Source organism: Burkholderia sp. Ax-1719 (assembly GCF_011753055.1).
In the GTDB taxonomy this organism is placed as follows: Bacteria; Pseudomonadota; Gammaproteobacteria; order Burkholderiales; family Burkholderiaceae; genus Paraburkholderia.
This window is the reverse complement of sequence record NZ_VWWJ01000005.1, coordinates 49,324-75,967: the sequence shown is the minus strand read 5'-3', so window position 1 is coordinate 75,967 and position 26,644 is coordinate 49,324. Positions and strand designations below refer to the sequence as shown.

The window sequence follows — 26,644 nt, the reverse complement described above, 5'->3', positions numbered from 1 at the left end:
CGTGCAGGACAAAATCGTCTCTATCCGGGCGCAGCAGATCATCGATTGCAAATGCCGCCCCGCGGTTGAAGTTGAAATCGTCACCGAATCCGGTGCGGTCGGTCTGGGTGCAGCACCGACCGGCACTTCCGTCGGCATGCACGAATCGTTCGTGCTGCGCGATGGTGACAAGTCGACCTATAACGGTCTGAGCGTACACAAGGCCGTCGATATCGCGCGCGATGTGATTGGTCCGGCACTCGTAGGCATGAACGTGTTCGACCAGCGTGCCATCGACGAACGCATGATCGCACTCGACGGCACGCCCAATAAGGCGCGCCTGGGCGGCAACACCATCTACTCGGTTTCAATTGCCGCGTTTCGCGCGGCGGCAGCGGCACGCGCCATTCCGCTCTACAAACACATCGCCGGACGCGATGTGCGAACCGTGCCGGTGCCCTGCTTCAACGTCATCAACGGCGGCCGCTACGAGAAGTTCACACAGGCGTTCAACGAATTCCTGATCGTTCCGTACGCTACCGACAGCATCGATTTCGCCATCGAAATGGCGGTTGCGGTGTTTCAGCGTCTGGGCGATGTGCTCACCGACTATCTCGGTCACAAGCCGCAAGTAGCCAGTTCATACGGCTATGCCGCGCCGTCCGATGATCCGGAAGTCCTGCTGGAATTGATGCAAAAGGCGATCGACGATTGCGGTTATACGGGACGCATTGCATTTGCTCTCGATTGTGCGTCGAGCGAAATGTACGACAAGGCAACCGGCACGTATCTGCTCAAAGGTCGTCGGGTTTCAACGGAAGAACTGATTGCCTACGCGAAGCGTTTGAGCGAGCGATTCGACCTGGTCTTTATCGAAGACCTGCTCGACGAAAACGACTGGGAAGGCTATAGCGCCGCCGTCAAGGCTCTGCCGCGCACGATAGTCGTGGGCGACGACCTGACCGTAACGAGTTTGCCGCTGCTGCAACGCGCCCATGAAACGCGCGCAGTCGACGGTTTCGTTCTCAAACCCAATCAGGTCGGCACGATCACCGAAGCGCTCGACGCGTATCGCTTCGCCGAAAAGCATCGCATGCTCGCCGTTCCATCGGGGCGATCGGGTGGCGTGGTTGATGACGTGGTGATGGACTTCTCCGTTGGCCTTGAAGTGCCCTTCCAGAAAAACGGCGCGCCGCGTTCGGGCGAACGCATCGAAAAGCTCAACTTCCTGATGCGCGCCAACGCGCGCAGTCCTGGCTGCCGATTGTTCGATATCTCGTCGCTCCTGCGGTTCTGATCCAGTTTCCGCCAATACGGCTTCAAACACATTCAGCCCTCTTTAACAAGGCAGGCATCATGTATCCGAAAATCGATTTTCTGTATCTCTCCGAACCCGACATGATCGAAGCGGGCGTACTGGACGCCGCGCGCTGCGTGGGTGTCTGCGAGGAAACCTTCAGCCTGCTCGGCAAGGGCGATTATCTGATGGGTGGTGCGAACCATAACAACCACGGCATGAACATCGTTTTCCCGAAGGAAACGAAATTCCCGAATATGCCGGTGGCCGGGCCCGATCGCCGTTTCGCGGCGATGCCGGGCTATCTGGGTGGTCGCTTCGACGTGTGCGGCAATAAGTGGTATGGCTCGAATCACGCGAATGCGCAAAAGGAACTGCCCCGCTCGATCCTGACGATGATGCTCAACGACAAGGACACAGGCGCACCGCTCGCGCTGATGTCGGCGAATCTGTTGAGCGCGGCTCGCACCGGTGCAGTGCCGGGCGTGGCGGCAAAGTATCTTGCCAACCGCGAAGCGAAGAGCGTGGCAGTGATCGGCTGCGGGCCGATCAACAAGGCCTGCTTCACGGCGATCATGACGCAACTGGATTCTGTCGAACATGTCGTTTGTTTTGACGTGTTCCTCGACAAGGCCAATGAATTCGCGAATTGGGTCGAAGATAAATACCGGATTCGCGCGGTCGGCGTGGACGAGGCCGAGCAAGGCTTCCGCGATGCGGATGTCATCACGGTAGCCGCCTCGCGCCTGAAACCCCTGTTTTTCAAGGACGAATGGATCAAACCTGGCGCGACGATTCTCGCTTCGGGTCCTTTCAACACCGACGAATCGTTTCTCACGAATTGCAAGGTCGTGTATGACCATACCGCATTGCAGGAAGCTTATGTCGAAGACGCCATCGCATCGGGCAACAAGGAAGGCTATTACAGCGGCGTGATCGGCGGTCCGCTTTATCGTTTGATCGACGCAGGCAAACTGCCTTCACTCAAGGATTCGACTGGGCTTGGCGATGTCGTCAACGGCAACAAGAAGGGCCGCCAGAACGCCGCCGACCGAATTCTCTTTATCGCTTGCGGCATGGCGGTGTTCGATATCAGCTGGGGCTTCGATCTCTACAAGAATGCGCTCGATAAAGGCATTGGCCAGTCGCTGAATCTCTGGAACACGCCGGCTGGCTTCTAAACGCCGCTTCACAGACATTCAATCTGAAATGCCCCTCGTCAAAAAGGGGCTTTCTGTCGTCGTCCTCCGCGACGTCGCTGGATTGCAACACCCAGGCCCGTAATACTTGTGAATATGCACGCGATCCTTCACCCTTTTCCGTACCTCCACGCGGCGAGTATCGACATGGGTGAACTCTACCGTTCCGGGCAGGTCACGGCCCTGCGAAACGACCTGGCTCTTGCTTTGCGCGCAGCAGCGCACTTTGGTCTCGAAGAAGGGGTTTGCAATCACTTCAGCGTGATGCTTCCTGGCGATGACGGCTTATTCCTGCTGAATCCCAGAGGACTGATGTGGCGTGAAGTACAGCCCGACGATATCGTCATTGTCGATGGCGATGGTAACAAGGTGGCTGGCAAGCACGATGTCGAACCCACGGCCATGTTCATTCATGCTGCCATTCACCGGATCGCCGGGAAACGCTGCGTGCTGCATACGCATATGCCGAACGCAACAGCGCTCACCTTGATCGAAGACTGCGGTCTGGACACCACCCTTTCGCAAAACGCCATGCGATTTCACGGACGCGTTGCATCGGATCGCGACTATAACGGTCTGGCACTGGATGCCGCCGAGGGGAAGCGCATTGCCAACGCGATGAATAGCAAGGACATTGCGTTTCTGGGCAATCATGGCGTGGTCGTGTGCGGCGAGCGTATCGACTATGCGTTCGACGATCTGTACTACCTCGAACGTGCCTGCGAATCGCAGGTTCTCGCCATGTCGACTGGGCGACCATTGCGCCCGGCCAGCGCCGAACTCGCGGCCACGGTGGCTGCGCAAATGGAAAGTGAACGCCTGCAGTCTGCTTTATTTTTCTCGGCGCTCAAACGCATGCTTTGAACAACATAACCCGGCGAATAGCACTCCGCCGGGTCAGTTGTTTAAAACTTGTGCCGGATGCCCACGCGTCCCACAACCTGATTCGAGGTCGACGAGACACCATCCGCACCGGGAACGTAGGCAACATCCAGTACGGAACCGGTCTTGTCGCCGCCCGCATGTTGATACGCGCCCTGGAAGTACACGTCGGTGCGTTTCGAAAGATTGTAGTCGGCCATCACGCCAACACTATGAAACTGCGGATGCGACTTGCCATTGCTCGCATTGAAATCGGTGCGCGTGAACGTGTAAGCCGCGCCAACGAAGAATGCGGGCGTGAACTGATACTTTCCATTCACTTCGAAGTTATTGAAGCGCAACGACGATAGCGTTGCACCACCGCCCGGCGTGATCGCGCCGACATAGCCTGAGCTAACCGGCTGCGCGACAAACGTATTCGTATACGCAAAGGCGACGGTGGCGTTGCCGAATCCATAGGTCGCTCCGGCACCGAAGATACGCAGGCGCTTCGCCACGAAATTCTCGTCGCCGCCGTTGTTGATTGCGCCGCTTGCCGTCGCCGACGGATTGTTGGCCTGAAGATACGCCGCTGCGAGTAGCAAGCCGCCAATCGTGTATTGTGCGCCGATGCTGTACTGCCGGTTATTGGCGAAGTTCGTGTCGTTGCTGAAGCTATACGTGCCACCGAACTGCAGCCCGGCGATATTCGGGCTGGCGTATTTGACCGTGTTGTTCACACGGAAGGTATTGTCCGTATTGTCGTTATCGTACGGATGGGAAAACAGGTAACCGCCCCAACTGCCGTTCGAGGTGGTCTGAGCCAGATAGTCGACCACCGAATCGTATTGCCGCCCGAGCGTGAGCGCGCCGAATTTGTCGCTACCAAGTCCAACATAAGCCTGCCGTCCAAATCCCAGCCCACCCTGGCCGAGTTTGCCCGTATTCACGTCAAAGCCACTTTCGATCTGGAAAATTGCGGCAAGACCTCCGCCAAGGTCTTCGTTTCCTTTAAGACCCCAGCGGCTGCCTTGCGTATAGCCGCTTTGCAGTTCATAGACCTTGCCGCCTTTGACATTGTTCGTATAGTCGAATCCTTCATCGATCAAGCCATAAAGCGTCACCGAGCTTTGCGCCAGTGCGGGCAACGAAAAGCTTGCCACGCATCCAGCCAATATCATTTTTTTCATTAGTTATCCAAACCTTTGTCGTTAAAATAAATTGTTATGGAACAGCTACATCGACATCATGCGGCGGACTTGACCATGCCGCGAAGTTCGTGAGGGAACAAAAGGTCACGTGCAGGTGAATCGTCCTTGCGCAATTGTTCGGCGGCTTCCTTAACGCCAAAGAACTCCAGGAACAGCGGGGACTGAAGAATCAGCATGTCGAAACCCGGCAACACGGCGTTGCCTTTCGCCATTGCGGCACGAAGCAGCGGCGTAGGCTGGTTTTTCATCAGGATGTCGCACACCTGCGTTTCGACGCCAAGGCGATCGGCGGGCACCGGCAGCGGGTCCGACTCCTTGAGGCCCACAGGCGAGGCGTTGATCACCACGTCGAATCCTGCTGGGTCGTTGTTCTCTTGAACCGTCGTGCGGATCGGAAAGCGTTGCGAAATGGCTTGCGCGAGCTTGCCTGCCTTTGCCGAATCAACATCGAAAATCGCCAGCGACGAGATCCCGCCTTCGGCCAGGGCCGTACAGATGGCCGACGCCGCCCCGCCCGCGCCAATCAACAGAACGGATTTGCCGCGATAGTTCATCGAATAGCGATCCATCGACTCGACGAAACCGATGCCGTCGAACTGCGCGCCTTCGAGCGTGCCATCCGGCTTGCGGCGAATAGCGTTCACCGAATTGGCCACCTGCGCACCAGCCGTCAGATGATCGACCAGCTGCGCCGCGGCCGTCTTGTGCGGAATCGATAGCACCATGCCGCGAGTCGTGGGCGACTCGAAAACCGATCGAACAGTCTCAGGTAGATGATCCGCTTTCACGTGCAATGGCACCATGACTGCGTCGATATTCAATTGTTCGAATACCTGATTAAAAATCTCCGGCGTGCGAACCTGGTCAATCGGGTCCGCTACCATGAAGAAAACGCCTGTTTTTCCGGTAATCATCATGTTCCTCAAATTCTGTTCTCTAAGGGGACGACCGCAAGAGAACACCGCTTGCGGTCAGCCAACTGTGCAAAGCGTTACGCGCCGAATCAGCCCTCGCCCCACGTATCGCTCAACATGAAGCCTGCTGCCAGCGGATCGTCGGGATCCACGCCCATCTGTTCGACGCTATAGATCCACGCGCGTCCGGTGATCCGCGGCAGCACTGCGGCGCGGCCGCCCACCTCTGCCTCGCCCAGATGCTCCACGCGGAATTCGCTGCCGATGGTCGAGCGCGATGTCAGCTTCGAGCCCTTCTCCACGATCCCGCGCGCCGCGAGCGTGGCGAGGTTGGCGGAGCTTCCGGTGCCGCACGGCGAGCGATCGATCCGGCCAGGCGGAAGCGTCGTGCACGTCTGATACGTCGTACCATCGACGCGATTGCGGAACATCACGTAGGCGATCCGGTTGATCGACGCATAGAGCGGATGCTGCACCTTCACCTGGCTATCGATCAGTGCACGCAGACGAACGCCAAGGTCGGCCAGCTTGCGCGCGTTTTCGGGCGCGATTGCGATGCCCAGTTGCTCCACGTCCACGAGCGCGTAATAGACGCCGCCAAACGCGAGATCGATCTTGATCTTGCCGAACTCCTGCGCGTCAACCTCCACGTCGAGTTGCTCGACGAACGCGGGCACCATATCAAGCGACACCGACTTGCAGCGTCCGTCCTGACACGTCGCCTTCGCGGTCACCAGGCCGGCAGGCGTATCGAGCACCACGGTCGTTACGGGCTCTTCCATCGGCACCATGCCCAGTTCGAGCAGCGCCGTGACCACACAGATCGAATTGCTGCCCGACATCGGATGCGCCTTATCTGACTGCAGCACGATGAAACCCGCATGCGCTTCGGGCCGCGTGGGCGGCAGCAGCAGATTCACCGACATCTGCAGACAGCCGCGCGGTTCCAGCACCACCAGACGCCGCAAACTGTCGTCGACCTCGTTGATGTAATTCATCTTGTCGAGCATCGTCTCGCCGGGAATGCTGACAACACCGCCGGTAATGACTTTGCCGATCTCGCCTTCGCAGTGCACGCCTACGAGTTGCAGGGTCTTTTTCCAACGCATGATTGAAACGTCCTCAAAGAATGAATGTGCCGCGAGATAATCAGAAGCGGTACGCGCTGAATGGACTCAAATCCGTTTTCGGGACCTTCCCCGATACGAGATCCGCAACGAGTCGCCCGGTAGTTGCGCCCAACGTCAGTCCAAGCTGCCCATGACCAATCGCCATCGTGACGTTGGTGAGTCGTTTCGAGCGATCGATGACCGGCTTCGTATCGGGCAGCAGGGGGCGATATCCCACGCCGTATTCGTGCTTTTCCGTGCGTAGTTGCGGCAGAATCTTTTTGGCCTTGTCGACGATGATCTGCGCGCGTTTGAAATTCGGCGCTGCGCCACGCGCTGCAAATTCAATCGTGCCGCCAATTTGCAGGCCGCGCGTCATCGGTGTGAAGCAGAAACCGCCATCGGCATAAATGACCGAGTGATTGAATTCAACACCGGGATCGGCAAGCAGGGTCTGATAACCCGCTACACCCTCAAGCGGCAAACTCACGCCCAATTGTCCGAAGAATCGCCGCGATCCCACACCGGCAGCCACCACGACATGCGCCGCGGGCAGTCTTTCGCCATTCGCCAGCGTGACGCCGGTGGCCCGTCCGTTCGATTCGTCGATACGATCAGCGCCGATCTGCACACGGCGTCCGCCTTGCGCGATGAAGCTATCGGTCAGCGCACGAATAAAGCCTTCGGTATCGCTCACGAATCGCCATTGCGACAACAGCAGTCCGTGCGAAAAGCGGCCGGCAAGCGCCGGTTCGAGATCCGCAATTTCCGACCCATTCAATACCTGCGATGAAAAACCCAGCGCGGCGCGCGTTTCATTATGTCCGCGCTCGTGCTCGACACCGGCAGCGCTGTCGAAAACCTGAAGGATCGGCCGCTGCACCAGCAGTGCCTTGTCATCGCACGCTTCCAGCAGCGGCGCATAGTCGGCAAATACATGCTGCGTCAACGAGGCCATTTCTCCGGCTATCGTATTGATCCGCGAGTGCCGCGCACATGAGAGAAAACGCAGAAACCAGGGGATGATGCCAGGCATCGCGCTGGGACGCAGCGCGAGCGGTCCAGTCTGGTCCAGCAGCCACCCCGGCACCTTCATCAGAATGCCGGGTTTGGACAGCGGAATGATCTCGCCCACCGAAATCTGGCCGCAACTCCACTTCGCCGTGCTGTCGCCCGCCTGGGCTGGGTCAACCAGCGTCACCGCGTAGCCGCTGCGTTGCAGATACAGCGCGCAGCAGGTGCCGACGATGCCGCCGCCGATCACCACCACCTGCTCCTTCGGCACGGGGCTGACGGCCGGCGGAAAGTGCGCTTGAGGAATCGCGTTCATTTCGTGAAGTCCTCCAGGGTAAAGCCATGCGCATAGGGATGCGCTTCGTCCACATAATGCTCGCCGCGCCCGGTAATGTAGGCGCTCCCTTCGATACTTGGGAAAACGGCATCCAAACCGCTTTCGAGTGTCGTCGTGCCTTCCACGCGGCCGATAAAGCGGCTGCAAATCAAGCTTTCGTGGCGAAATGCCTGACCTTGCGAAAGCAGCCCACGCGCATAGCGCTGCGCGACTCGCGCGGAAGTGCCGGTTCCACACGGCGAACGATCGATCAGAATATCGCCGGTAATGACGACTGCACGACCGTCGGCATCGGTTGCCATCGGCCGCCCCGTCCACATGCAGTGTTTGACACCGCCAATCTTCGGATTGTCCGGGTGAACCACGTCGAGCGCCTCGTTGACGCGCTTCTGCACTTCGCGCCCCATCGCCAGCAGTTCATCGGGCGTGAAGTGTTCACACCCCGGCCAGTTTTCCTGCACTTCAACGATAGGATAGAAGTTACCGCCGTAGGCAATATCGACCTTCAGTTTGCCCAGTGCTGACACCTCGATTTCCAGATCGCGATGCAGGAGGAAACTAGGCACGTTCGTAAAGCGGACCCATTTAACTTTATCCCCCTCCATTTCGTAGCGCGCGCTGACCTGTCCCGCCGGCACGTCGACAACGACGAGCCCAGCCTGTTTCGGCGTGACCAGGCCGGATTCAAGCGCAAAGGAGATCGAGCCGACGGTGGCATGACCGCACATTGGCAAACAACCGGACGTCTCGATGAAAAGCAGGCTGAAATCCGCATTTCCGCTGATCGGCGGATAGAACACCGTACCCGACATGTGAGCGTGCCCGCGCGGCTCCAGCATTAGCGCACGGCGAATCCAGTCGTAGTGTTCAATGAAATAATGGCGACGGTCATTCATCGTCGCTCCCTGCAACTGCGGCGCCCCCTCGATCACCATGCGCACCGGCATGCCTTCCGTATGTCCCTCAATGCACTTGAACGTATGCTTTTTCATAGTATTTTTCATCACCATTTTGCGGGTTCACTCTAGTATGCAAAGCGTCGCAGGAAGCGCCGCTCAACGAGGCCAACCAGACGCGTGAGCGGGAATGCCACGAGAAAATAAATCAGGCCCACCGTCGTCAGAAATTCCAGCGGCCTTGCCGTGCTGTTAGAGATACTTTCGCCGACGAACATGAGATCCGCCACGCCTACCGAAGAGATCAGCGCACTTTCCTTGAACAGGCTCACGACGTTCGAAAGCAGCGGTGGAATCGCACGCAGCAAGGCTTGCGGGAAAATCACATAAAGTACTTTCGCTTGCGGCGACAGACTCAGCGCAATACAGGCGTCATGCTGTTCCGATGAAATCGACTTCAGCGCAGCGCGGAATGTTTCGCTGGTGATGGCGCCCATAAAAAGCGTCAACGCAATGACCACAGATAGATACGGTGGAATTGGCAACTGAAACACCACCGGAAAGCAGAAGAACACCCAGAAGAGCTGGATCAGCAACGGTGTACCCCGGAAAAACTCGACGTACAGCGTCATGGGCAACCGGATCCACGCGACGGTCGAACTTCTAAGCAGGCTGACCACGAAGCCCAGCAAGCTGCCAATCAACGCGCAGAGTCCGGTGAGGCCAAGGGTCATCGCGAGACCTTTGAGAAGCAGCAGCCAGTACGGCAGCACGACGGAAAAATCGATGTTCATGTCGCCTCCTTAGCGCTGATGGGCCAGATCCTGGCGGCGTTCGATAACGTGCACCAATCGCGCGATCGGCAAAGACAGCAGGAAATAGACAAGCGCCACGACCGAGTACGTTTCGATGGGGCGATACGCCTGGGTCGCAATCGTCTTGGCGACGTACATCAGGTCGGCCACAGCGACAATCGCCACCAGCGCACTCTGTTGCAGCGTGCCGATGCCATTGGTCATCAGCACAGGAAGAGAATTGCGCAACGCCTGCGGCAGAATCACGAAAACCGTGCGCTGCCAAGGCTTGAGACCCAGCGCCACACACGCGTCGATATGCTCTTTCGGTACTGCCTGCACGCCCGCGCGATAGGCCTCGGCGTTGAACGCGGTCAGGTTGAGCCCCAGCGCGAGCACGCCCATCCACACCGGATCGAGAAACACGTCCACCATCATCGGAATGCAGTAGAAAAACCAGACGATCTGCAACAGCGCCGGCGTACAACGAAAAAACTCGATAAATAGCTGCGCCGGCACGCGCACGACCGCCCAGCGGCTCATTACCAGCAGGCAAAGCACGAAGCCCAGCGTCAGCCCCATCAGGTTAGCGGCAATCGCCAGTTCGACAGTCACCTTCAAACCCTGCAGCAACGGCGGCACGCTATCCGTGAGAAAGCTGAAATCGAAGTGATAGTGCATGACCGTTTCCTCAATCAAGGTGAAGCACTTTTTCGAGGAACTCACGCGTGCGCGCTTCCTTCGGACACTTGAACATATCGCGCGGCGCACCCTGCTCCACGACCTTGCCACTGGCGCAGAACACCACACGCGTAGCAATGTCGCGCGCGAAATGCATGTCGTGCGTGACGATGATCATCGCCATTTTTTGCTCGGCCAGTTTGAGCATGACGTTCTGCACTTCCACCACCATTTCCGGGTCGAGCGCGGAGGTCACTTCATCGAACAGCATCAGTTTGGGTTCGAGCATCAGCGCACGGGCGATAGCCACGCGCTGCTTCTGGCCGCCAGATAGCTGGCTGGGATAAGCGTTCAGCTTGCTTTCCAGTCCCAGTCGCGCGAGATACATGCGTGCGCGCTCCGTCGCCTGCGCCTTTGACACGCCGCCCACCTTCACAGGCGCGAGAATCAGATTGCTCAGCACCGATAGGTGCGGAAACAGCGTGTAATGCTGAAACACCATGCCAATCTGGCGCTGTAACTTACCGTCGATGCGCTTGCCACGTCCTGAATCCGCACCATGAATATAGGGCTTGCCCTGAAAGCCAATCGACCCGCTCTGAATGCCCTCCAGGCCCATCATCACCCGCAGCAGCGAACTCTTGCCGCTTCCGCTCGGTCCGATCACGACGAGCCGGTCGTCTGCGCGCATGTCGAGGTTCATGTGGTCCATGACAACCAGGTTTTCGCCGTACGATTTATAGACCGAACGGAGCTGGACGAAATCACCTGCGCTTGCCGATTCGACGGGATCATCCGCTGTAATGGAAGTGGGTACGATCTTCATAGTGGATTGCAACATGGGAACTTTCTCCGTAGAACGCCTCGCGGGGCGCTTCGGTTTGATCCGAGCCTGAGGGCCAACGCCGGAACCGTCATTCGTCAGGCAGAGCGGCGCGAACGTCCCGTCACGCCGCCTGCCCGATTTACGCTTACTTCGTCGAAGCGATCGTTTCCTTCACCGAACGTTGAACAATGGCGTTCACTCCACCGGATTTCTGCTCGTCCTCGATAAACTTGTTGAGCACGGCAATGTCGGCAGCGGACGTTTCCTTTCGGATACCAAAGCAGATTCCTTGTTGCGCCAGCGGCGGCGTGGGGTTGAACGTCGTGGCCCAGTCCGGGTGCGCCGAATCCAGCAGATGGTTCGTCATGTTGTCGTCGGCGAGCATGTCTGCGCGCCTGGACATCAACGCCAGGCGCGTTTCGTCGAAGCCTGGCAAACGCATGATCTGCGCCTGCTTGATCTGGCCGGAGATCGCCTTGTCCTGCGCCGTGCCGGACATGACGGTGATGATCACGCCAGGCTTGTCGATATCGGCGATCGAATGAATGGCCTTAGGCAGCTTCGGATTGTTCTTGTTATAGGCAAGCGTCACGTTGTAATCGACCACCGGGCGCGAGAAAGCAATGGCCTTTTCACGTTCCGGCGTGTCGTTGAGCGACAATGAAATGTCCCACTTGTCCGACTGCAGCCCCGCGACGATGTTGTCCCAAGACGTATCGACGAACTGAACCTTGACGTGCAGGACTTTCTCGCCAAAGTCCTTGCAGAGCGCCGGGAAAATGCCGCCGTACTCACCGGTCTTGACATCGCGCATGGTGTAGGGCGGCGACAGTGCGATACCGCAGCGGAGCACGCCGGCCTGCCGAACGCTTTGCCACGTCGACGTATCCTGGGCATGGGACGGAACACTCGACATCAACGCCGAGAATGCGGTGGCGCACATCAACGTGCGGCGAATAAGGCTGGACATCCGGATCATTTCAAACCTCGCAGGGTAAGGGATAAGTCCGACGCTTTCTGTTCAACGTCGCAATCTATTTTTTTGTGGAACGCCGGTTCAGTACCTATAAAAACCATTTCATACGTCGATGCAATTTCCATGATCCGAGCTTCTTTACATCGGAATACTAAAAATCTACAAAGGCGTACTTGAAACAATCGACATGAAATTACGAACGAATTTCGAAGATCCCGTCGATTTCCACCGCCACATTTCTGGGCAGTGAATTCGCACCAACGGCGAAGCGGGCATGCTTGCCGCTTTCGCCCAGCACCTGCACGATCAGATCCGAGGCCCCGTTTATCACCTGAGGTTGCTGTCCGAAGTCCGGATCGCAATTCACGAAACCGCTGAGCTTCACGCATCCCGCGAGACGATCGAAACTTCCTCCCAGTGCGGTGCGAACCTGCGAGAGCATGTTCAGCGCACAGAGCCTGGCCGCCGCCTGACCGTCTTCGAGCGGAAGATCGCGCCCCACCTTGCCGACGAATCTGTCTTCGCCGTCTGCGGTCGGAATCTGACCGGCAATGAAAAGCAGATTGCCGACCAGTCGCGCTGGAACGTAATTCGCCTTGGGAACCGGGCTTGCTGGCAGCGTGTAGCCCAATTCGGCCAGACGTGCTTCGATTTGCTCCATTTCAATGACCTTTGTCGACCTGCCATCAGCGCCGGTGTGGTGTGACGCCGATGGCACTACGGTCAAAGATGTCGCTGTTCAGAGGTTCAGGCTGCGGCGCGCTGGCGCTTCTGCAGCGTTGCATCGCGGTCGATTAAACCCACCGCATTGATCACGATGCCGTGGTGTTGTTCGGCAAACGCCGCACTCACTTTGCCGTCACGCAGATCGCGTTCGATCAGATCGACGTCGCGTTCGAGCGGGTTGCCGTAGCCGCCACCGCCCGCCTGCTCGTGACGGATCACCACGCCTTCTGCCAGTTCCATCGTGAACTTGCTGGGCGCGGCCTCAGCCGTGGTGGCCGGATTCAGGATGTTGCGCGAGGGCGCACCGGCCGCGCCGCCAAAGAGGCCGTACGGCGCGTGATCGGCGCGGTCAGAGCGAATCTGCGCCACTACCTGCTTCGCCAGCACGCGATATTGACGCACGAGACCCAGACCGCCGCGATAACGGCCAGCACCGCCAGAATCGTTACGGAAGCCATACTCTTCCATCAGGATCGGATAGCGCGCTTCGAGCGTCTCGATCGGCAGATTCGACATGTTCTGCGACGGATTCGTCACGCCTTCCACGCCGTCCTTGTTCGAGCGGCCACCCCATGCGCCATTGATCATGTCGACCAGAATGAAGGGCTCGCTCGCATCGGCGTCGTAACCGCTCAGCGCGATCACGGTGTTGCCGCCCTCGCCCGCCGCCATCACCTTCTTCGGCGCGATCTTCGCCAGCGCGCCGAAAACGGTATCGACCACGCGGTAGCCGGTCAGCGCACGGGCCGCCACCGGCGCCGGCATTCTGGGGTTCAGGATCGAACCTTCAGGCGCGGCGATGTCGATGCAGCGATAGACGCCCGCGTTGTTCGGCACATCGGCGTCGAGCACGCAGCGGATGCTCAGATATGTGGCCGATTTGACGAATGAAAGCGTCGAATTGATCGCGCCTTTAACCTGCGGCGACGAGCCCGCAAAATCGACTGACAAACTCGATCCCGCCACCGTAATCGCGCATTTGATCGGAATCGCGTCGCTCGTAAAGCCGTCGTTGTCGATATAGTCGGTGAATTCGTAGGTGCCGTCCGGCCATGCTTCGATGGCCTTGCGTGTGAGGCGTTCGCCGTAGTCGAGCAGTTCGTCGAAGTAAAGACGCAGATTGTCTTCACCATAGCGGCCGATCATGCGCAGCAGTTCACGTTCGCCGATATTGCAGGTCGCCAGTTGCGCATCCAGATCGCCCAGCACCAGATCCGGCAAACGCACGTTCTTCTTGATGATGTCGACCAGCGTTTCGTTTTGCTGACCTTCGCTGTAGAGCTTCATCGGCGGAATGCGCAGGCCTTCCTGGAAGATCTCGGTCGAATCGGCGGCATTGGAACCAGGCACGCGTCCGCCCACATCGCAGTGGTGAGCAATCACCACCGAGAAACCCTGCAGCCGGTTCTCGAAGAAAATCGGCTTGAACATGAAGATATCGGGCAGATGCATGCCGCCTTCATACGGATCGTTCAGCACGATCACGTCGCCGGGCTTGCATGTTGCGGCGAATTTGCGAATCACCACGTCCACGGCGTCGGGCACGGCGCCCAGATGCAGTGCGACCGTCTTTGCCTGCGCGAGAATGCGGCCGCCCGCGTCGCACATCGTCACTGAATAGTCCAGCACGTCGCGAATAATCGGCGAGCGAGCGGTGCGCATGACGGCAAATGCCATGTCGTCGACGATGGTGTCGAGCGCATTTTTTACGACCGCAAACGTGATGGGGTCGACTTTACGTTGTGTCATGTTAGCTCCAATGAAGTCAGGCGAGCGTCGCGATGACGCAGCCAACCCGATCCGCGCTTACGCGCCAGCCCGGCGGCACCACGATGGTCGTATCGGTGCTTTCGAGAATGACGGGGCCGACGATCTCGTTGTCGAGCAGCGAACGCGAGATGACCGGCGTATCAACCCAGCCCGACTCGCGATTGAAATACACGCGGCGCGTACTGCGCTTTTGCTCGCCCTTCGCCGCTTGCGCACTGCGAATATCACGGAAGTCCAGCGTCTTCGAGGCGATGCCACGCGCGAGCAAACGCAGATTCGCGCATTCGATGGCGTCCTTCGAGGCGTAGCCGTACATCGCCGTGTAGGCCGCGATAAACCCTTCGCGCAGCGCTTCGCGAGTCGACCCGTCGATCGTTTCCGGCACACGCACAGGAATTTCGTAGTCCTGCCCACGGAATCGCATATCGAGGTCGAAGACGAATTCGATGCGGTTGGCGGGATAGCCCTCTTCGGCCAATGCCTTCCTTGCGTCCTCACGCATTTGTTCGACCGTATTCGCGAGTTCGTTGATATCGAGGCTATCGAGCAGATTCAGCGAAGGACGCACGAAATAGCGTTCAACCGCACCGGCGAGCATGCCCATCGCAGTGAACACGCCGGGCGCTGCCGGGAAAATCACCTGCTTCATGTCGAGCGCGCGAGCAAGATCGCAAGCGTGCACGGGACCCGATCCGCCGAACGCAACCAGCGTGAAATCGCGCGGATCGACGCCGCGTTCGACCGTCACCGCCTTGATGGTGCGCGCCATATTGACGTTGACCACTTCACGGATCCCAACCGCTGCCTCTTCTACGCCGATGCCAAGCGGCCTGGCGAGCAGCGTATCGATCGCGTTGCGCGCAGCGTCCAGCTTCAGTTCCATCGTCCCGCCTGCGAGACTCGGCGGCAGGAAGCCGAGTACGGCATTCGCGTCCGTCACCGTCGGTCGCTCGCCGCCGATGCCGTAGCAGACCGGGCCAGGAAATGCGCCCGCGGATACCGGACCGACGCTCAGCAGTCCGCCTCCGTCGATCCAGGCAATCGAGCCTGCGCCGCTGCCTACTTCAGCCACGTCGATCGTCGGCACACGCATCATGTAGCCACCCGCCTTGATAAAGCGGCTTGGCGTGGAAATACCCGCGCGGAATTCGTATTCGTTGGTGCGGGCCAATTGCCCTTCGTGAATGAGCGAAGCCGAAGCCGTCGTGCCGCCCATATCGAACACAACCATTTCCTTGCTGCCCTGCGCGTCACCCAGCCGGCCTGCGCCCACGACGCCTGCCGAGCGGCCCGAAGAGATAAAGAAGACCGGCGTGTCCTGTGCAATGCGAGCGCTCGACAGACCACCATTCGAATTGCTCACAAGCAGCGGCGCATTGACGCCGATCCGCTTGAGGCCCGATTCGAGACGCTGCAGATAAGTGCGCAACGCTGGCAATACATAGGCGTTGACTACGGTGGTCGACGTGCGCTCGTACTCGCGCATTTCCGGCAGAACGGAAATCGAAGCCGTGACGCTGATTTCCGGGAAGGCCTTCTGGAAGGCTTCGAGCGCAATCCTTTCGTTCTCCGCATTCTTGTATGAATTCAGAAAACAGATCGCGACGGACTCAACGCCTTCAGCGCGGAAAAACTCGCCCGCACGGAGGACTTCATCGATGGACGTCGGCACCAGGACTTCGCCCGCGGCATTGACGCGCTCGTTCACTTCCAGGCGATAGCGCCGTTCCGCGAGCGGGACCGGCTTGTCCCAGGTGAGATCGAACATCGACGGCGTACGCACGCGGCCAATTTCGAGCACGTCGCGAAAGCCTTTGGTCGTGATCAGACCGCACTTTGCGCCGACCTTCTGAAGCATGGTGTTCGAGCCGACGGTCGTGCCGTGCAGCACCTCGGTGACATCCGAGGTCTTGAGTCCCGCCTGCCCGAGAATCCGGTCGATCCCGGTGAGGACCGCTTCTTCCGGAGCAGCCGGAGTTGAGGATACCTTAGTAAAGGTCACCTGTCCGTTGTCGTCGAGGAGTACCAGATCGGTAAATGTCCCGCCGATGTCAACGCCGATGCGTGCGCTTGCCATAGTTTCATCCGTTCAGAGTTTGCGCGATGCAAATACCGCTAACGAGAGGGCGCTGCGTGCCTGAGTTCGCTCATGGCTGAGGGTTGATCAAGTCCTCGCCAGCGTGCTGCGCTGTCGATTTCTCAGGTGCATTCGCCGCACATCAATTGTCGACCAAATGCCGACAAAGTCAACGAGAAAAAATTCTCAATGCGCTGATCAATGCGTTTTTTCCTTTATTTTCAATGCTATCTACGCATCACCAAGGAAAACCCTGGCGCGAAAAGGCATGTCAAAAATCGAAGTTTTCTTGACAGTTTTTTTGCTCGGTGCAAGCATTTGTCGACATTTGGTCGACTAAAAAGATTGCCTTTCGGGTGGTCTTTCGTCGGAAGGAAGTTCGGCAGCACGCACTTGCGCCGTACCGGCGCGGGCTTGCTCAACGCAATGGGGACGTCTTATGGATCAGGAACACAAGCTGGCTGTGGTGACGGGCGGCGCGAGCGGTATCGGCGAAGCAGCCGCGCGGCGATTTGGTAGCGCGGGCTATCGCGTAGTCGTGGCGGATGTGAACGAAGAGCGCGGCAAGAGCGTCGCGCGGGACATGCAGCAATCCGGGGCGGCCGCCGAATTCCTGCGGGTCGATGTCTCAAAGGAAGACGACGTGCGCCGCTTCGCCGCCGAGGTCATCGAGCGTTTTGGCGTACCGGATGCGCTCGTGAATTCGGGTGGCATTCTGCAGAACGCAGTGCGCCTGCTCGAAGTGGACGTTGCGGAAATCGACCGTCTCTACGACATCAATGTGCGCGGCACGCTGCTCGTTTCGCGTGCATTTGCCCGCGAGATGTGCCGCCAGGGAGAAGGCGCAATCGTCAATCTCTGTTCGCTGACGACGTACCGTCCTTCCGCACAGATCGGCTATGCCGTGGGCAAGGCCGGGCTGAAGATGATGACCGAAGTGATGGCCGCGGAATGGGGGCCGAGCGGCGTGCGCGTGAATGCGGTGGCGCCAGGCTACACGCTCACGCCTGCAATGCAGGCGCGGATCGACAGCGGCGAACGCGACCCCCAGGCCATTATCGATATGTCGGCATTGAAGCGTTTCGTGAAACCCGCAGAAGTCGCGGATGCGATCTTCTTCCTGTGCTCACCGGGCGCGTCCGCCATCACGGGTTCGACGTTGCCGATCGATTGCGGCTGGCTGGTTCGCTCGGCCTACCTGGCGTATGCATCGCAACCGGCACCCCAGCCCGAAGCATAATCCGAAGCACAATCTGATTGATATCCCGACTCAAATACGAAAGGACGATTCGCAATGCCAATTATTCGACTTGAAATGCTCTCGGGCCGAACTCACGCCCAGAAAGCTGAACTCGCCGAGGTCTTGACCCGCGAAACAGCTCGCATCGCCAAATGTCCGCTAGCGGATGTGCAACTGGTGATGACGGAGGTGGAGCGCTCGATGTGGTCTGTGGGTGGCACGCTTGCGGAACCGACGCAAGCCAGCCTGGCGACGAAATAAGCCTGTTGCGCCGTAAAGTGCGACTCCTGTCGAAAAGACTGGAGTCGCTTCCCTGCAAGCGACGTCTTATTCCGTTGTCGAAGTTTCGCGCGACGGTGCGCGGTAGTTCAAGGGCACGGACGCAGTGAGATTGCGATCCATGAACTCCATAAATTGCCCCTTGAATTGCACAGCGTGAAGATGGCCGTACTCCTCGGCCTTGTCCGCATCGCCCCGCTCGATCGCGTCGAGAATCTCGGTGTGGTCGGCGCCCATTTGCTGCGGCGAGATATTGGGGTCCTGCAGCTTGAATTGCAGATGCAGATGCAGCATTCTGCGCCCCTCGTCCAGCAAGCGGCTGTAGAGATCGGCGAAATACGTGTTGCGTCCGGCGCGCGCCACGGCCATATGGAATTCGTGATTCGTCTCGATCATCGGCAGGCTGACACGCGTACGGATGCTCGTTGCCACGCCCTTTTCGTAGGCCTTATAAGTCTCGCGAATTTTGACGAGATCCGCCGGCGTGCGGTGTAACGCGGCGAGACGCGTGGTCACCCGTTGCAGCAGATCCAATGCGTCGAGGAATTCCGGCACGCGCGCGAGTTCCATCGGCGTGACGACGGTGCTGCGATTGGCGAGCGTGGTCACCAGGCCATCGGCCGAAAGCCTGACCAGCGCTTCCCGGATGGGCGAGCGCGATGAATCGAAGCGCTCTGCGAGGCTGACCTCGTCCAGCGCTTCGCCGGGCGCGAGCGTCATGGTGAGGATCTCGCTGCGGAGCATTTTGTACACTCGGGCCGCGCCCGTTTCTTTGCCGGACGGCTGTTCCGCTACTGGCTTAGCCATATCAATTCCTGAATTCTTGCCGCTTGTGGAGCGTGCGGCCCTGCTTCACGGGAATCGCGGCCATGCCACGTTCGATGAGCCAGGGACTCTGCTCATTCAATTGTCGACATAATGACGACAATGTCAATGGAATTTTATGGGGATGGACCGCAACTAGAGCTTTCGCTCCAGTTTACTTGAATTGCCAAGCGGATCGCGGCTGGTGTCAATAAGGCGGATTCCAGCCAGGGAGGGAAGCGAGTGTATTGGTGGGACGCCCTGGGCCAAAGGCGTCGGCATAGCAATGAGCGGCGGTTGCGCTCAGTTGCGCGAGGTAGAAGGCATTGCAACGTACGGCGCGCACCGTTCGACAGCGACACGAACCGTCTCTTCGGGTGGCCGCTCCCACCAGTCCAGCTCGGAGAAAATCTCCAGCTCGAACGGCCCGGAGTAGCCGATATTGTCGAGCCAGCCCTTGATACCCGCAATATCGATGACGCCGTCACCAACCATGCCGCGATCGCGCAGGTTGCGGGTCGGCACGAGCCAGTCGCAGTAATGGAAGGTGAGGATGCGCTCAGGTCCCGCACGCCGAAGTTCGGCTTCGAATGCCGGGTCCCACCAGCAGTGATAGACATCGGGCACCAGCCCCGCGCCTTCGCCAAGCTCATCACATAGATCGTTGGCGACCTTGATCGAATTCAGCACACTGCGATCGCCGGCGTACATCGGATGCAATGGTTCAAGGCCGAGTTTGACGCCGACCTCGCGCGCATGCGGCAGCAATGCAAAGAGCGCATCGCGCACACGCGCGCGCTGCCCTGCGATGTCCTTGCTGCCGGGTGGCATGCCGCCGACCACCATCATTAGACAGGCGGCGCCAATTTCCGCGGCTGCATCTAGCAGTCGCCGATTCGTGTCGATCGCAGCCGTCATGCTCTGCTCGACACTAACGTTCAACCATTCGCTCGTGCATAGCGAAGGCACCCACATCTCCAGTTCCCTGAGATGTTTGCGTGTTTGCGCAACGCCATAAGCTTCGAGAAATTGCCGCCAAACCGCAATGCCGCTAACACCCTGACGGCTATATCCGTCGAGTGCTTCAGGCATGGTCCATTTTGGCGTCGTGATCTGATTGATCGCAAAGCGCGAAAGATCGTATGTCATGCGTCGATGTCTCCGGAGTGCTTTGATCAACAAAGTCTCACTCACTGAAATCGCGCATGACAGGTACACGTCGACATTGCTGTACAGGTCGTGGGGACTGCACAGCCGCATTGCTGAAGTCGAACAACCCTTTTCGTAGGGCAGATTCCGCCGAGATCAGAACGACGGTTGACGAGCCAGCCGCCATCAAGATTCAGGACGCGTCCGCCACTTTGCGCGTCATTTTCCATTGCTTGCTCGACGCTCCATCGACAGAAGAATCGAAGCCGGTATCGAGCACCCATTCCCAGTCTGGCACGGGCATTTTGCCCGCGGTTACGCGTGCCACCTGAGACTCCACCTGCTCGCGGTTCGCGAGGAACTTCAATGGCCCGCAGACTACGTTGAACAACGGCACTTGGGAGTCGACCATGAACACGTGGGCGACGAGACCATCAGCGCAAGCAATACGCGTTGACGCGCCGATTGACCGGGGAAAGGATACTGCGGATGTAACCATGAACTCCTCTTTCATCAGATAACAGGACCGTCCCGAGCGCGCTGGCGATGCCAGGGCAAGCCGCCGTGCGCGCACGAACGATCGTGGCTGGCGCGGCAAGAATGCATCCGCTAAACAAAGCGTCACGATGACACCTGCGAGTTAACGGCATCAGCGTGAGCAACTTTATTGCGAATGGATGGCCGAAAGGTGATCGGCCCCCTTCATTAAGCTTTCGTCAGTCCGTTACGGAGGCGCAAAGATATAAGCTTCAGAAACTGCAGACTTTCCGACGGTGTTTTCGAAATTATTCAGTCTTCAAATGCCTCGTTCGCAGCGCTTCAAAAACTCTAAAGAACAAGGCTGGCAGAGGCGGAGGTCGTTCCGACAGACGGTCGCTTAACAAATCGATACGCCGCACCTTTTATTGAATAGCGAGTTTACGCGGACGCCTTCTGCTCGAAAGTCGATTTTCGCAGCGCGACTATCGGTTCGGCTGCACCGCCTTTTCGGACGCCTTCTCTGCCTTATCGACTTTTTCCTGTAGTTGCCGGTCATAGGCTGCCGCGGCTTTATCACGCTCGCGCGACGCTTGCATTTGCGCGTTCGCCTGAACATCGAGTTCGCCTTGAACCGTATACGGATCATTACTGACCGGCTTGTCCAAAGGACTGCCGTCGTCAACGCGCACACGAACCCGGTCGTTCTCGAGGAACTGCACGATGAAGTTATATTGCTTTGGTCCATAGGGTGGGACCTTCGCCGTGGCCTCCAGCCATTGGTCGCCACTACGATCGTCGTCATAGGGGTGAGTGTCTCGCCTCCAGCGAACATGGACCGACATTCCGTCATGCCACTTCTGCGGGACATAGACGCAACACATATCGAAACCTCCTCCACTCGGCTGGCCCGTCTTACTGACCGGCGCGAGATTGGGGCCGCCCCCGCTTCTTCCTTCGGCATCCGTGATGGAGAAAGTCGCCACGCCATACGATGCATAGTTCAATCCGCTCACCGACGCCGGATTTTCGACGTTATCAACAACCGGTGCCGATGACTTCGCGGCATCCGTCTGCGCCACGTCCTGATGACAGCCCGCCATCATCAGACCAAACGCGAACGCGGCAAACAATCGCACAGGTACGCTTGCATCCTGCGCGCCGCGACGCACCAGAACATTCTTTACGAAATGAATCAACTTGCTTCCTCGATCTGTTTTTTCTGACTGACACTGAGCCGGCGTGAATTTGTGAATACAGATCGATATGTTCAAGCTCGTCAAACCACGACGCATCGCGATCATCGACTCGCGCGAGATGAAGTGACGCCGGTCCCAGCGCTTCCTCCGGCAAGCCTTCAAAGACCGATTTGAATTCCGCTCCGGACTCTTCCAGCAGCATGTGAATGCGCCCCGGACTCGCGGCCCCGTCGATCAACGCGAACAGTTGCGAAGCGGGACGGCTTTCATGCGATGTCATAACACATTGCGATCAAACTAAAGAAAGCTCCTGGCGGAAAGCAGATGGAGTCGAACCATCCCGGGAACGGCTGACGTCCCCAACTGGATTTGAAGTCCAGCCGCACCACCGGATGCGATTGCCTTCCCTTGACCACAAAACCTTTGGCACGGTGCTTTCAAACGCGATTTCGATGCACGCGCACGCACTTTTATCATCTGTTCATAGCCATTCACGCATATGGCTATCGGGCCTCAACAGATGCAGATCGCGCTGGAACCGAGTATATCCAACGCGATCGAAGAACTCCAGAATCTGGATCGCACGCTTGCGCCCCAGACCAGAAGCATCGCGAAACGCAGCAGCTCCCACTCCCGCCACCTCACTCTGCGCCGTAAGCGCAATCAAACGCGCCAGTTCATGCACAACGTCACGGTCGTAAAACAGATCACGCACGATCTGATAAAGACGCCCAAGGCGCGCAAGTTTGCGCAGCAACGCGCGTATCTTCTCCTCCGGTTGCTGCGTTTCGCGCGCTAGATCGCGCACCCACGGCGGATCGTAGCGTCCTTGCGCGATCAACGGCATGAGACGCGCCGCCAATTGCTCCTCTTGCGCATCGAGCGCCACCGCATGCGAGGGCAAATGCAGCCACGGCCCACTACGCGCGATACGACCATCCTCGACTAATGCATCAACTGCCGCGCGCCAGATCGTATCGCTCGCTAACGGAGCCGCCATACGCCGCAGACGCGCCGCATCCGGGCCTTGTTCGTCAGGCATACGCGCATGAAAATCGCCCAGCGCTTCGACGATACGCGCGGCCAGACGCACCCAATGCTCACGGGCCATTAGCGTCGCGGCTTCGACACGGCCTTGCGGCGCGATCACGACAACATCATCGGGCAATGCCAGCGTCGCGGCATCGTAGCCGGTCAATTGCATCAACGCGCGGCGCTCCAGCCCACGCGGCGCTTGATCGATCATGGCATCCACGCGCTTTTCATCCAGCCACGCGCAAAGCGCATCGAGCCAGGCCCGACGTTCCGGCGTGCGTCGTCTGCGCGCAGGGCCAAAGGGATCCAGCACGCGCCCGCCGCCCACTGTGCGACTCGCCTGAGCGTTGCGCACGATAAAACGATCGCCCGGCATCGCATGCAGCGGCGCGTCGAACACAAGTTGCACGCGCGCCCGCTCGCCTGCCGCAAGCGTGTCGGCTTCCAGCAGCGCCACGTTCGCCACCCTATGCGTCGTGCCCAGATGCACATGCAAAGGAGCCCAGTGCTGCAGCGTGATATCCGCATCCACGAGCAGTTGCAGTTCGACGTCGAGCCGCGTGGCCGGTTGCGCGAGTCGCGCATCCACAATCCAGTCGCCGCGTGCGATGCGATCTTTATCGACGCCGGTAAGGTTGAGCGCGCAACGTTGTCCCGCATGGCCGGTTTCAGATGCACGATTCTGCGCATGGATGCTGCGTATGCGCACCGGCTCCGCGGCAGGCGCGAGCAGCAGCGTATCGCCCGTCTGCACGCGCCCGGAAAACACGGTGCCAGTCACGATGGTGCCCTGTCCCGTCAGCGTAAATACACGGTCAACAGCAAGACGAAACAAGCCGTCGTCGCGGCGCGACTGCCAGTGCATTGCGCGCTCGCGCAAATACTGATCGAGTTGCGCGACGCCTTTATCGCCCGCTACGCTCGCATTCGTTGCGAAAACGAGTGCATCGGAGAGCGATGTCGGCGCGAGCCACGTTGCAATTTCCGCACGCACCTGTGCGAGCCTTGCTGCGTCCACGCGATCCACTTTCGTGAGTGCAATTGCGCCATGCTGCACACCCAGCAATTGCAGGATCGCGAGATGTTCCCGCGTTTGCGGCATCACGCCATCGTCGGCGGCGATCACAAGCAGCGCAAAGTCGATCCCGCACGCGCCGGCCGTCATCGTGTGCACGAGTTTTTCGTGACCCGGCACGTCGATAAAACCCAGCACATCGCCGTTCTCCAGCGGCGCATAAGCGTAGCCTAATTCGATGGAGATGCCGCGCGCCTTCTCTTCTTTCAGGCGATCAGTGTCCACGCCAGTGAGCGCACGCACGAGCGTAGTCTTGCCGTGATCGATGTGTCCTGCCGTGCCGACAATCACAGGCGCAACTCCGCGAGTTGCGCGATGAACGCTGCTTCGTCCGCGCTTTCGAGGCAACGCAGATCGAGACGCAAGGCATCGTCGGCGATGCGGCCGATCACCGGGCGCGGCAGCGTGCGCAATGCGCGTTCGAGTTTGAGCAGCGCGCGACCGCTGCCGCCCTTGCCACGATGCCGCACGACGAGCCCGCTGCTCGGCAGCACATCCACCGGCAACGCGCCACTGCCGATCTGGCTGAACATCGGTTCGATGCTCACGTCGTAGCCGTCACTCAGTACGTTTTGCCATGCCGGCAAAGCGCGCGTCGCGACTTCGTGAATCTCCGTAGCCGGACGCGTAAGCAGACGCAGCGTGGTGAGCCGATCGCGCAAAAACTCGGGCGCCTGATAGAGCCTGAGCACCGGCTCCAGCGCCGCGAGCGTGAGCTTGCCCACGCGCAATGCGCGCTTGAGCGGATGCTTCTTGACTTTCGCAATCAGTTCCTTGCGACCAACGATCAGCCCCGCTTGCGGCCCACCAAGCAATTTGTCGCCGCTAAAAGTCACGATATCCGCGCCTGCTTCAACGGTGGCCCGCACCGTGGGCTCGGCAGGCAAGCCCCATTGCGTCAGATCGGTCAGCGTGCCGCTGCCCAGGTCCACTGCAACGGGCAGATGATGGCTACGCGCGAGGGGCGCGAGTTCGTCGAGCTCAACGCTTTTGGTAAAGCCACTGATCGCGTAGTTGCTGCAATGGACCTTCATAAGCAGCGCTGTTCGTGCACTGATCGCCGCTTCGTAATCCTTAAGATGCGTGCGATTGGTTGTGCCGATCTCCCGCAAGCGCGCGCCCGCGCGGCTCATGATGTCGGGAATGCGAAACGCACCGCCGATTTCCACCAGTTCGCCGCGCGACACGATCACGTCCTTGCGCGCTGCGAGCGCGGACAGCGTCAGCAATACTGCCGCCGCGTTGTTGTTCACCACGGTTGCTGCTTCCGCGCCAGTGAGTTCGCAGATCAAGTCGTCGATCAGATCGTCGCGATCGCCACGCTTGCCGGAAGCCAGATCGAATTCGAGGTTCGCGGGCTGTGTGAGCGCCTGAACCACAGCGCGCACCGATTCGTCGGGCAACAGCGCACGGCCCAGATTCGTGTGCAGCACCGTGCCCGTGAGATTGAACACTGCACGCAGCTTGCTTTGCGCACGTTCGCTCAAGGCCCGTTCTGCGGCAGCAATAACGCGCTCGATTGAAAACGCGGCAGGATCGGCGGCTAACGCGAGTGTCCCGCTCTGCGCATCGTGCCGCCATCCATCGAGCGTCGCGCGAATCGCAGCAAGCACCTGCGTGCGCCCATACTGCGCGATTAACGCCTGTGCTTCGCTTGAAGCGATCACGCGCTCCACCGCCGGCATCTGCGCCAGCAGCGCATTCAGCGCAGGCGTATCGATTGCAGGTTTTGCGCCCTGTTCCACGGTTTCGCTCATCGGGCTGATCTCACGGGTCACTGGTCGGCCGGGGCTTCGGGATACAGCAGCGGGTTTGCGCTCGCACGGCGGTATCCCGCTTCGCTCATCAGCAGATCGAGCGTGAGACTGGCGAGGTCGTCGGCGAGCGGTTCGAATTCCAGGTCCTTGTCCTGATAGCCGATCTTGCGATACGTATGGCATTCGTCGCACGATTCAGCCTTCAATGCACCATCGCTGCCTTCGATGCCGTGATATGCGATGCCTTTGGTCGAATCGCAATTCGTGCATTTGACGCGCACCACATGATGCTCGGCGGCACACAGGCTGCATTGGGTGTACCGATAACCCTGGAACGCGCCGCCCACGCGCACGATGCTGGCCACGGGCGGCAGGCCGCAAACGGGGCACACGCCGGGCGCGTCCACGTAGGGAACGTCCTTCACGTCGAGCCGGCTCGCGAGATCGGTCCACACCGTCTGCAGCGCGGCCATGATGAATGGCGCGGTAGCGGGGGCGACTTCCGTATATCGTTGCGCGAGCAACGCATCGGCTTGCGTATCGAGTTGTGCATCGCTCATCGTGCGTAAGGCGTCGAGCACGTTCGCGAGCGCGGGCGTGACCGCGCCAGCGGCTTCAATACGGTCGGCGAGACGCCGCAGCACCGCACGCCATTGCGGATCGCGATCCGCGCCCAGCGCAGGCAGGATCGGCATCGAATGACGTTGCGCGTGAGCGATCGCTTCTGCCGAAGGCATCTGTGCGCTCAAGTGCTCGAGCGCTTGTTGCTGCGCGTCCACCAGAGCCGCCATCAGGCGCATATAGCCGCCGATGGGATTGCGGTCCGCCAGCTTGCGCAGGCGTGCGGCGCGCTCCTTGAAGAGCGTCGCGCGTTCGGGCAGTCGGATGCGCGGAATCGCAGTGGGATCCTGCGTCTGGATCTGTTCCGGGTCGAGTATGCGTTGTTGCGTCACGGCGTTAGT

The 26,644-nt window shown here is 59.2% G+C and carries 24 protein-coding genes, 1 tRNA gene and 1 pseudogene; 5 read left to right on the top strand and 21 right to left on the bottom strand.

The features are described 5' to 3' along the window. Position 1 precedes the first annotated feature (1 nt). The 3 genes from F3J17_RS11940 (at position 2) to F3J17_RS11930 (ending at position 3,339) form a co-directional block, all read left to right on the top strand. Positions 2-1,276, top strand: a complete 1,275-nt coding sequence (locus tag F3J17_RS11940; protein ID WP_345891181.1) for an enolase C-terminal domain-like protein — start codon at positions 2-4, stop codon at positions 1,274-1,276. Between the two features lie 59 nt (positions 1,277-1,335). After that, positions 1,336-2,457: a tyramine oxidase subunit B gene (locus F3J17_RS11935; protein ID WP_167058013.1), complete on the top strand. Its 1,122-nt coding sequence runs from the start codon at positions 1,336-1,338 to the stop codon at positions 2,455-2,457. A gap of 165 nt (positions 2,458-2,622) precedes the next feature. After that, complete coding sequence (locus tag F3J17_RS11930) at positions 2,623-3,339, top strand: aldolase (protein WP_167058791.1); 717 nt, start codon at positions 2,623-2,625, stop codon at positions 3,337-3,339. A 41-nt stretch (positions 3,340-3,380) separates the two neighbouring features. On the opposite strand, the gene F3J17_RS11925 is transcribed toward F3J17_RS11930, so the two are convergent. From F3J17_RS11925 to F3J17_RS11870, 12 genes are all read right to left on the bottom strand, one after another. Then, positions 3,381-4,526 carry a porin gene (locus tag F3J17_RS11925; RefSeq protein ID WP_167058010.1) on the bottom strand — a complete coding sequence of 382 codons (1,146 nt, stop codon included), beginning with the start codon at positions 4,524-4,526 and terminating at the stop codon, positions 3,381-3,383. Between the two features lie 56 nt (positions 4,527-4,582). Beyond that, on the bottom strand, positions 4,583-5,509 hold the full coding sequence (locus F3J17_RS11920) for a shikimate dehydrogenase (RefSeq protein ID WP_345891180.1): 927 nt from the start codon (positions 5,507-5,509) through the stop codon (positions 4,583-4,585). A 41-nt stretch (positions 5,510-5,550) separates the two neighbouring features. Then, a complete protein-coding gene (locus F3J17_RS11915) occupies positions 5,551-6,570 on the bottom strand; it encodes a proline racemase family protein (protein WP_167058007.1) in 1,020 nt (339 codons plus the stop codon). Positions 6,571-6,610: 40 nt separating this feature from the next. Further along, positions 6,611-7,900 (bottom strand): FAD-dependent oxidoreductase, encoded by a 1,290-nt coding sequence (locus F3J17_RS11910; protein ID WP_167058004.1) that lies wholly within the window; start codon positions 7,898-7,900, stop codon positions 6,611-6,613. Further along, positions 7,897-8,913 (bottom strand): 4-hydroxyproline epimerase, encoded by a 1,017-nt coding sequence (locus F3J17_RS11905; protein ID WP_167058001.1) that lies wholly within the window; start codon positions 8,911-8,913, stop codon positions 7,897-7,899. The genes F3J17_RS11910 and F3J17_RS11905 overlap by 4 nt, the downstream gene beginning before the upstream one ends. Positions 8,914-8,945: 32 nt before the next feature. Next, positions 8,946-9,611 (bottom strand): amino acid ABC transporter permease, encoded by a 666-nt coding sequence (locus tag F3J17_RS11900; protein ID WP_167057998.1) that lies wholly within the window; start codon positions 9,609-9,611, stop codon positions 8,946-8,948. Positions 9,612-9,620: 9 nt separating this feature from the next. Further along, positions 9,621-10,337 (bottom strand): amino acid ABC transporter permease, encoded by a 717-nt coding sequence (locus tag F3J17_RS11895; protein ID WP_345891179.1) that lies wholly within the window; start codon positions 10,335-10,337, stop codon positions 9,621-9,623. Beyond that, positions 10,303-11,133 carry an amino acid ABC transporter ATP-binding protein gene (locus F3J17_RS11890; protein ID WP_167057993.1) on the bottom strand — a complete coding sequence of 277 codons (831 nt, stop codon included), beginning with the start codon at positions 11,131-11,133 and terminating at the stop codon, positions 10,303-10,305. The genes F3J17_RS11895 and F3J17_RS11890 overlap by 35 nt, the downstream gene beginning before the upstream one ends. 130 nt (positions 11,134-11,263) lie before the next feature. Then, a complete protein-coding gene (locus tag F3J17_RS11885) occupies positions 11,264-12,088 on the bottom strand; it encodes a transporter substrate-binding domain-containing protein (RefSeq protein ID WP_240160935.1) in 825 nt (274 codons plus the stop codon). A 199-nt stretch (positions 12,089-12,287) separates the two neighbouring features. After that, positions 12,288-12,812, bottom strand: a complete 525-nt coding sequence (locus tag F3J17_RS11880) for a RidA family protein (protein ID WP_345891187.1) — start codon at positions 12,810-12,812, stop codon at positions 12,288-12,290. A 29-nt stretch (positions 12,813-12,841) separates the two neighbouring features. Continuing rightward, the gene (locus F3J17_RS11875; RefSeq protein ID WP_167057987.1) at positions 12,842-14,569 is read right to left on the bottom strand and encodes a hydantoinase B/oxoprolinase family protein; all 1,728 of its coding nucleotides are present in this window, start codon (positions 14,567-14,569) and stop codon (positions 12,842-12,844) included. Between the two features lie 16 nt (positions 14,570-14,585). After that, complete coding sequence (locus tag F3J17_RS11870; protein WP_167057984.1) at positions 14,586-16,667, bottom strand: hydantoinase/oxoprolinase family protein; 2,082 nt, start codon at positions 16,665-16,667, stop codon at positions 14,586-14,588. A 439-nt stretch (positions 16,668-17,106) separates the two neighbouring features. Between F3J17_RS11870 and F3J17_RS11865 the strand changes: the two genes are divergently transcribed. Together F3J17_RS11865 and F3J17_RS11860 are read left to right on the top strand one after the other, a co-directional pair. Next, positions 17,107-17,907 carry an SDR family oxidoreductase gene (locus F3J17_RS11865; RefSeq protein WP_167057981.1) on the top strand — a complete coding sequence of 267 codons (801 nt, stop codon included), beginning with the start codon at positions 17,107-17,109 and terminating at the stop codon, positions 17,905-17,907. A 54-nt stretch (positions 17,908-17,961) separates the two neighbouring features. Continuing rightward, on the top strand, positions 17,962-18,168 hold the full coding sequence (locus F3J17_RS11860; RefSeq protein WP_167057978.1) for a tautomerase family protein: 207 nt from the start codon (positions 17,962-17,964) through the stop codon (positions 18,166-18,168). A gap of 66 nt (positions 18,169-18,234) precedes the next feature. Here F3J17_RS11860 and F3J17_RS11855 read toward each other — a convergent pair whose 3' ends face one another. The 9 genes and pseudogenes from F3J17_RS11855 to fdhE all read right to left on the bottom strand — a co-directional run bounded on the left by F3J17_RS11855 (position 18,235) and on the right by fdhE (position 26,635). Beyond that, positions 18,235-18,993 (bottom strand): GntR family transcriptional regulator, encoded by a 759-nt coding sequence (locus tag F3J17_RS11855; RefSeq protein ID WP_167057975.1) that lies wholly within the window; start codon positions 18,991-18,993, stop codon positions 18,235-18,237. 300 nt (positions 18,994-19,293) lie between these two features. Continuing rightward, positions 19,294-20,184 (bottom strand): sugar phosphate isomerase/epimerase family protein, encoded by an 891-nt coding sequence (locus F3J17_RS11850; protein WP_345891178.1) that lies wholly within the window; start codon positions 20,182-20,184, stop codon positions 19,294-19,296. 148 nt (positions 20,185-20,332) lie between these two features. After that, positions 20,333-20,638 carry a hypothetical protein gene (locus F3J17_RS11845; RefSeq protein WP_167057972.1) on the bottom strand — a complete coding sequence of 102 codons (306 nt, stop codon included), beginning with the start codon at positions 20,636-20,638 and terminating at the stop codon, positions 20,333-20,335. Positions 20,639-21,101: 463 nt separating this feature from the next. Next, positions 21,102-21,920 (bottom strand): DUF3304 domain-containing protein, encoded by an 819-nt coding sequence (locus F3J17_RS11840; protein WP_167057969.1) that lies wholly within the window; start codon positions 21,918-21,920, stop codon positions 21,102-21,104. 34 nt (positions 21,921-21,954) lie between these two features. Beyond that, positions 21,955-22,017: pseudogene (locus F3J17_RS36575) on the bottom strand (hypothetical protein); the annotation flags it as partial. A gap of 109 nt (positions 22,018-22,126) precedes the next feature. Further along, positions 22,127-22,222: transfer RNA gene (locus tag F3J17_RS11835), tRNA-Sec, on the bottom strand. Positions 22,223-22,296: 74 nt separating this feature from the next. Further along, a complete protein-coding gene (gene selB, locus F3J17_RS11830) occupies positions 22,297-24,216 on the bottom strand; it encodes a selenocysteine-specific translation elongation factor (RefSeq protein ID WP_167057966.1) in 1,920 nt (639 codons plus the stop codon). Next, positions 24,213-25,682 (bottom strand): L-seryl-tRNA(Sec) selenium transferase, encoded by a 1,470-nt coding sequence (gene selA, locus F3J17_RS11825; RefSeq protein WP_167057963.1) that lies wholly within the window; start codon positions 25,680-25,682, stop codon positions 24,213-24,215. The genes selB and selA overlap by 4 nt, the downstream gene beginning before the upstream one ends. A gap of 17 nt (positions 25,683-25,699) precedes the next feature. Next, positions 25,700-26,635 carry a formate dehydrogenase accessory protein FdhE gene (gene fdhE, locus F3J17_RS11820; protein WP_167057960.1) on the bottom strand — a complete coding sequence of 312 codons (936 nt, stop codon included), beginning with the start codon at positions 26,633-26,635 and terminating at the stop codon, positions 25,700-25,702. Positions 26,636-26,644: the final 9 nt, after the last annotated feature.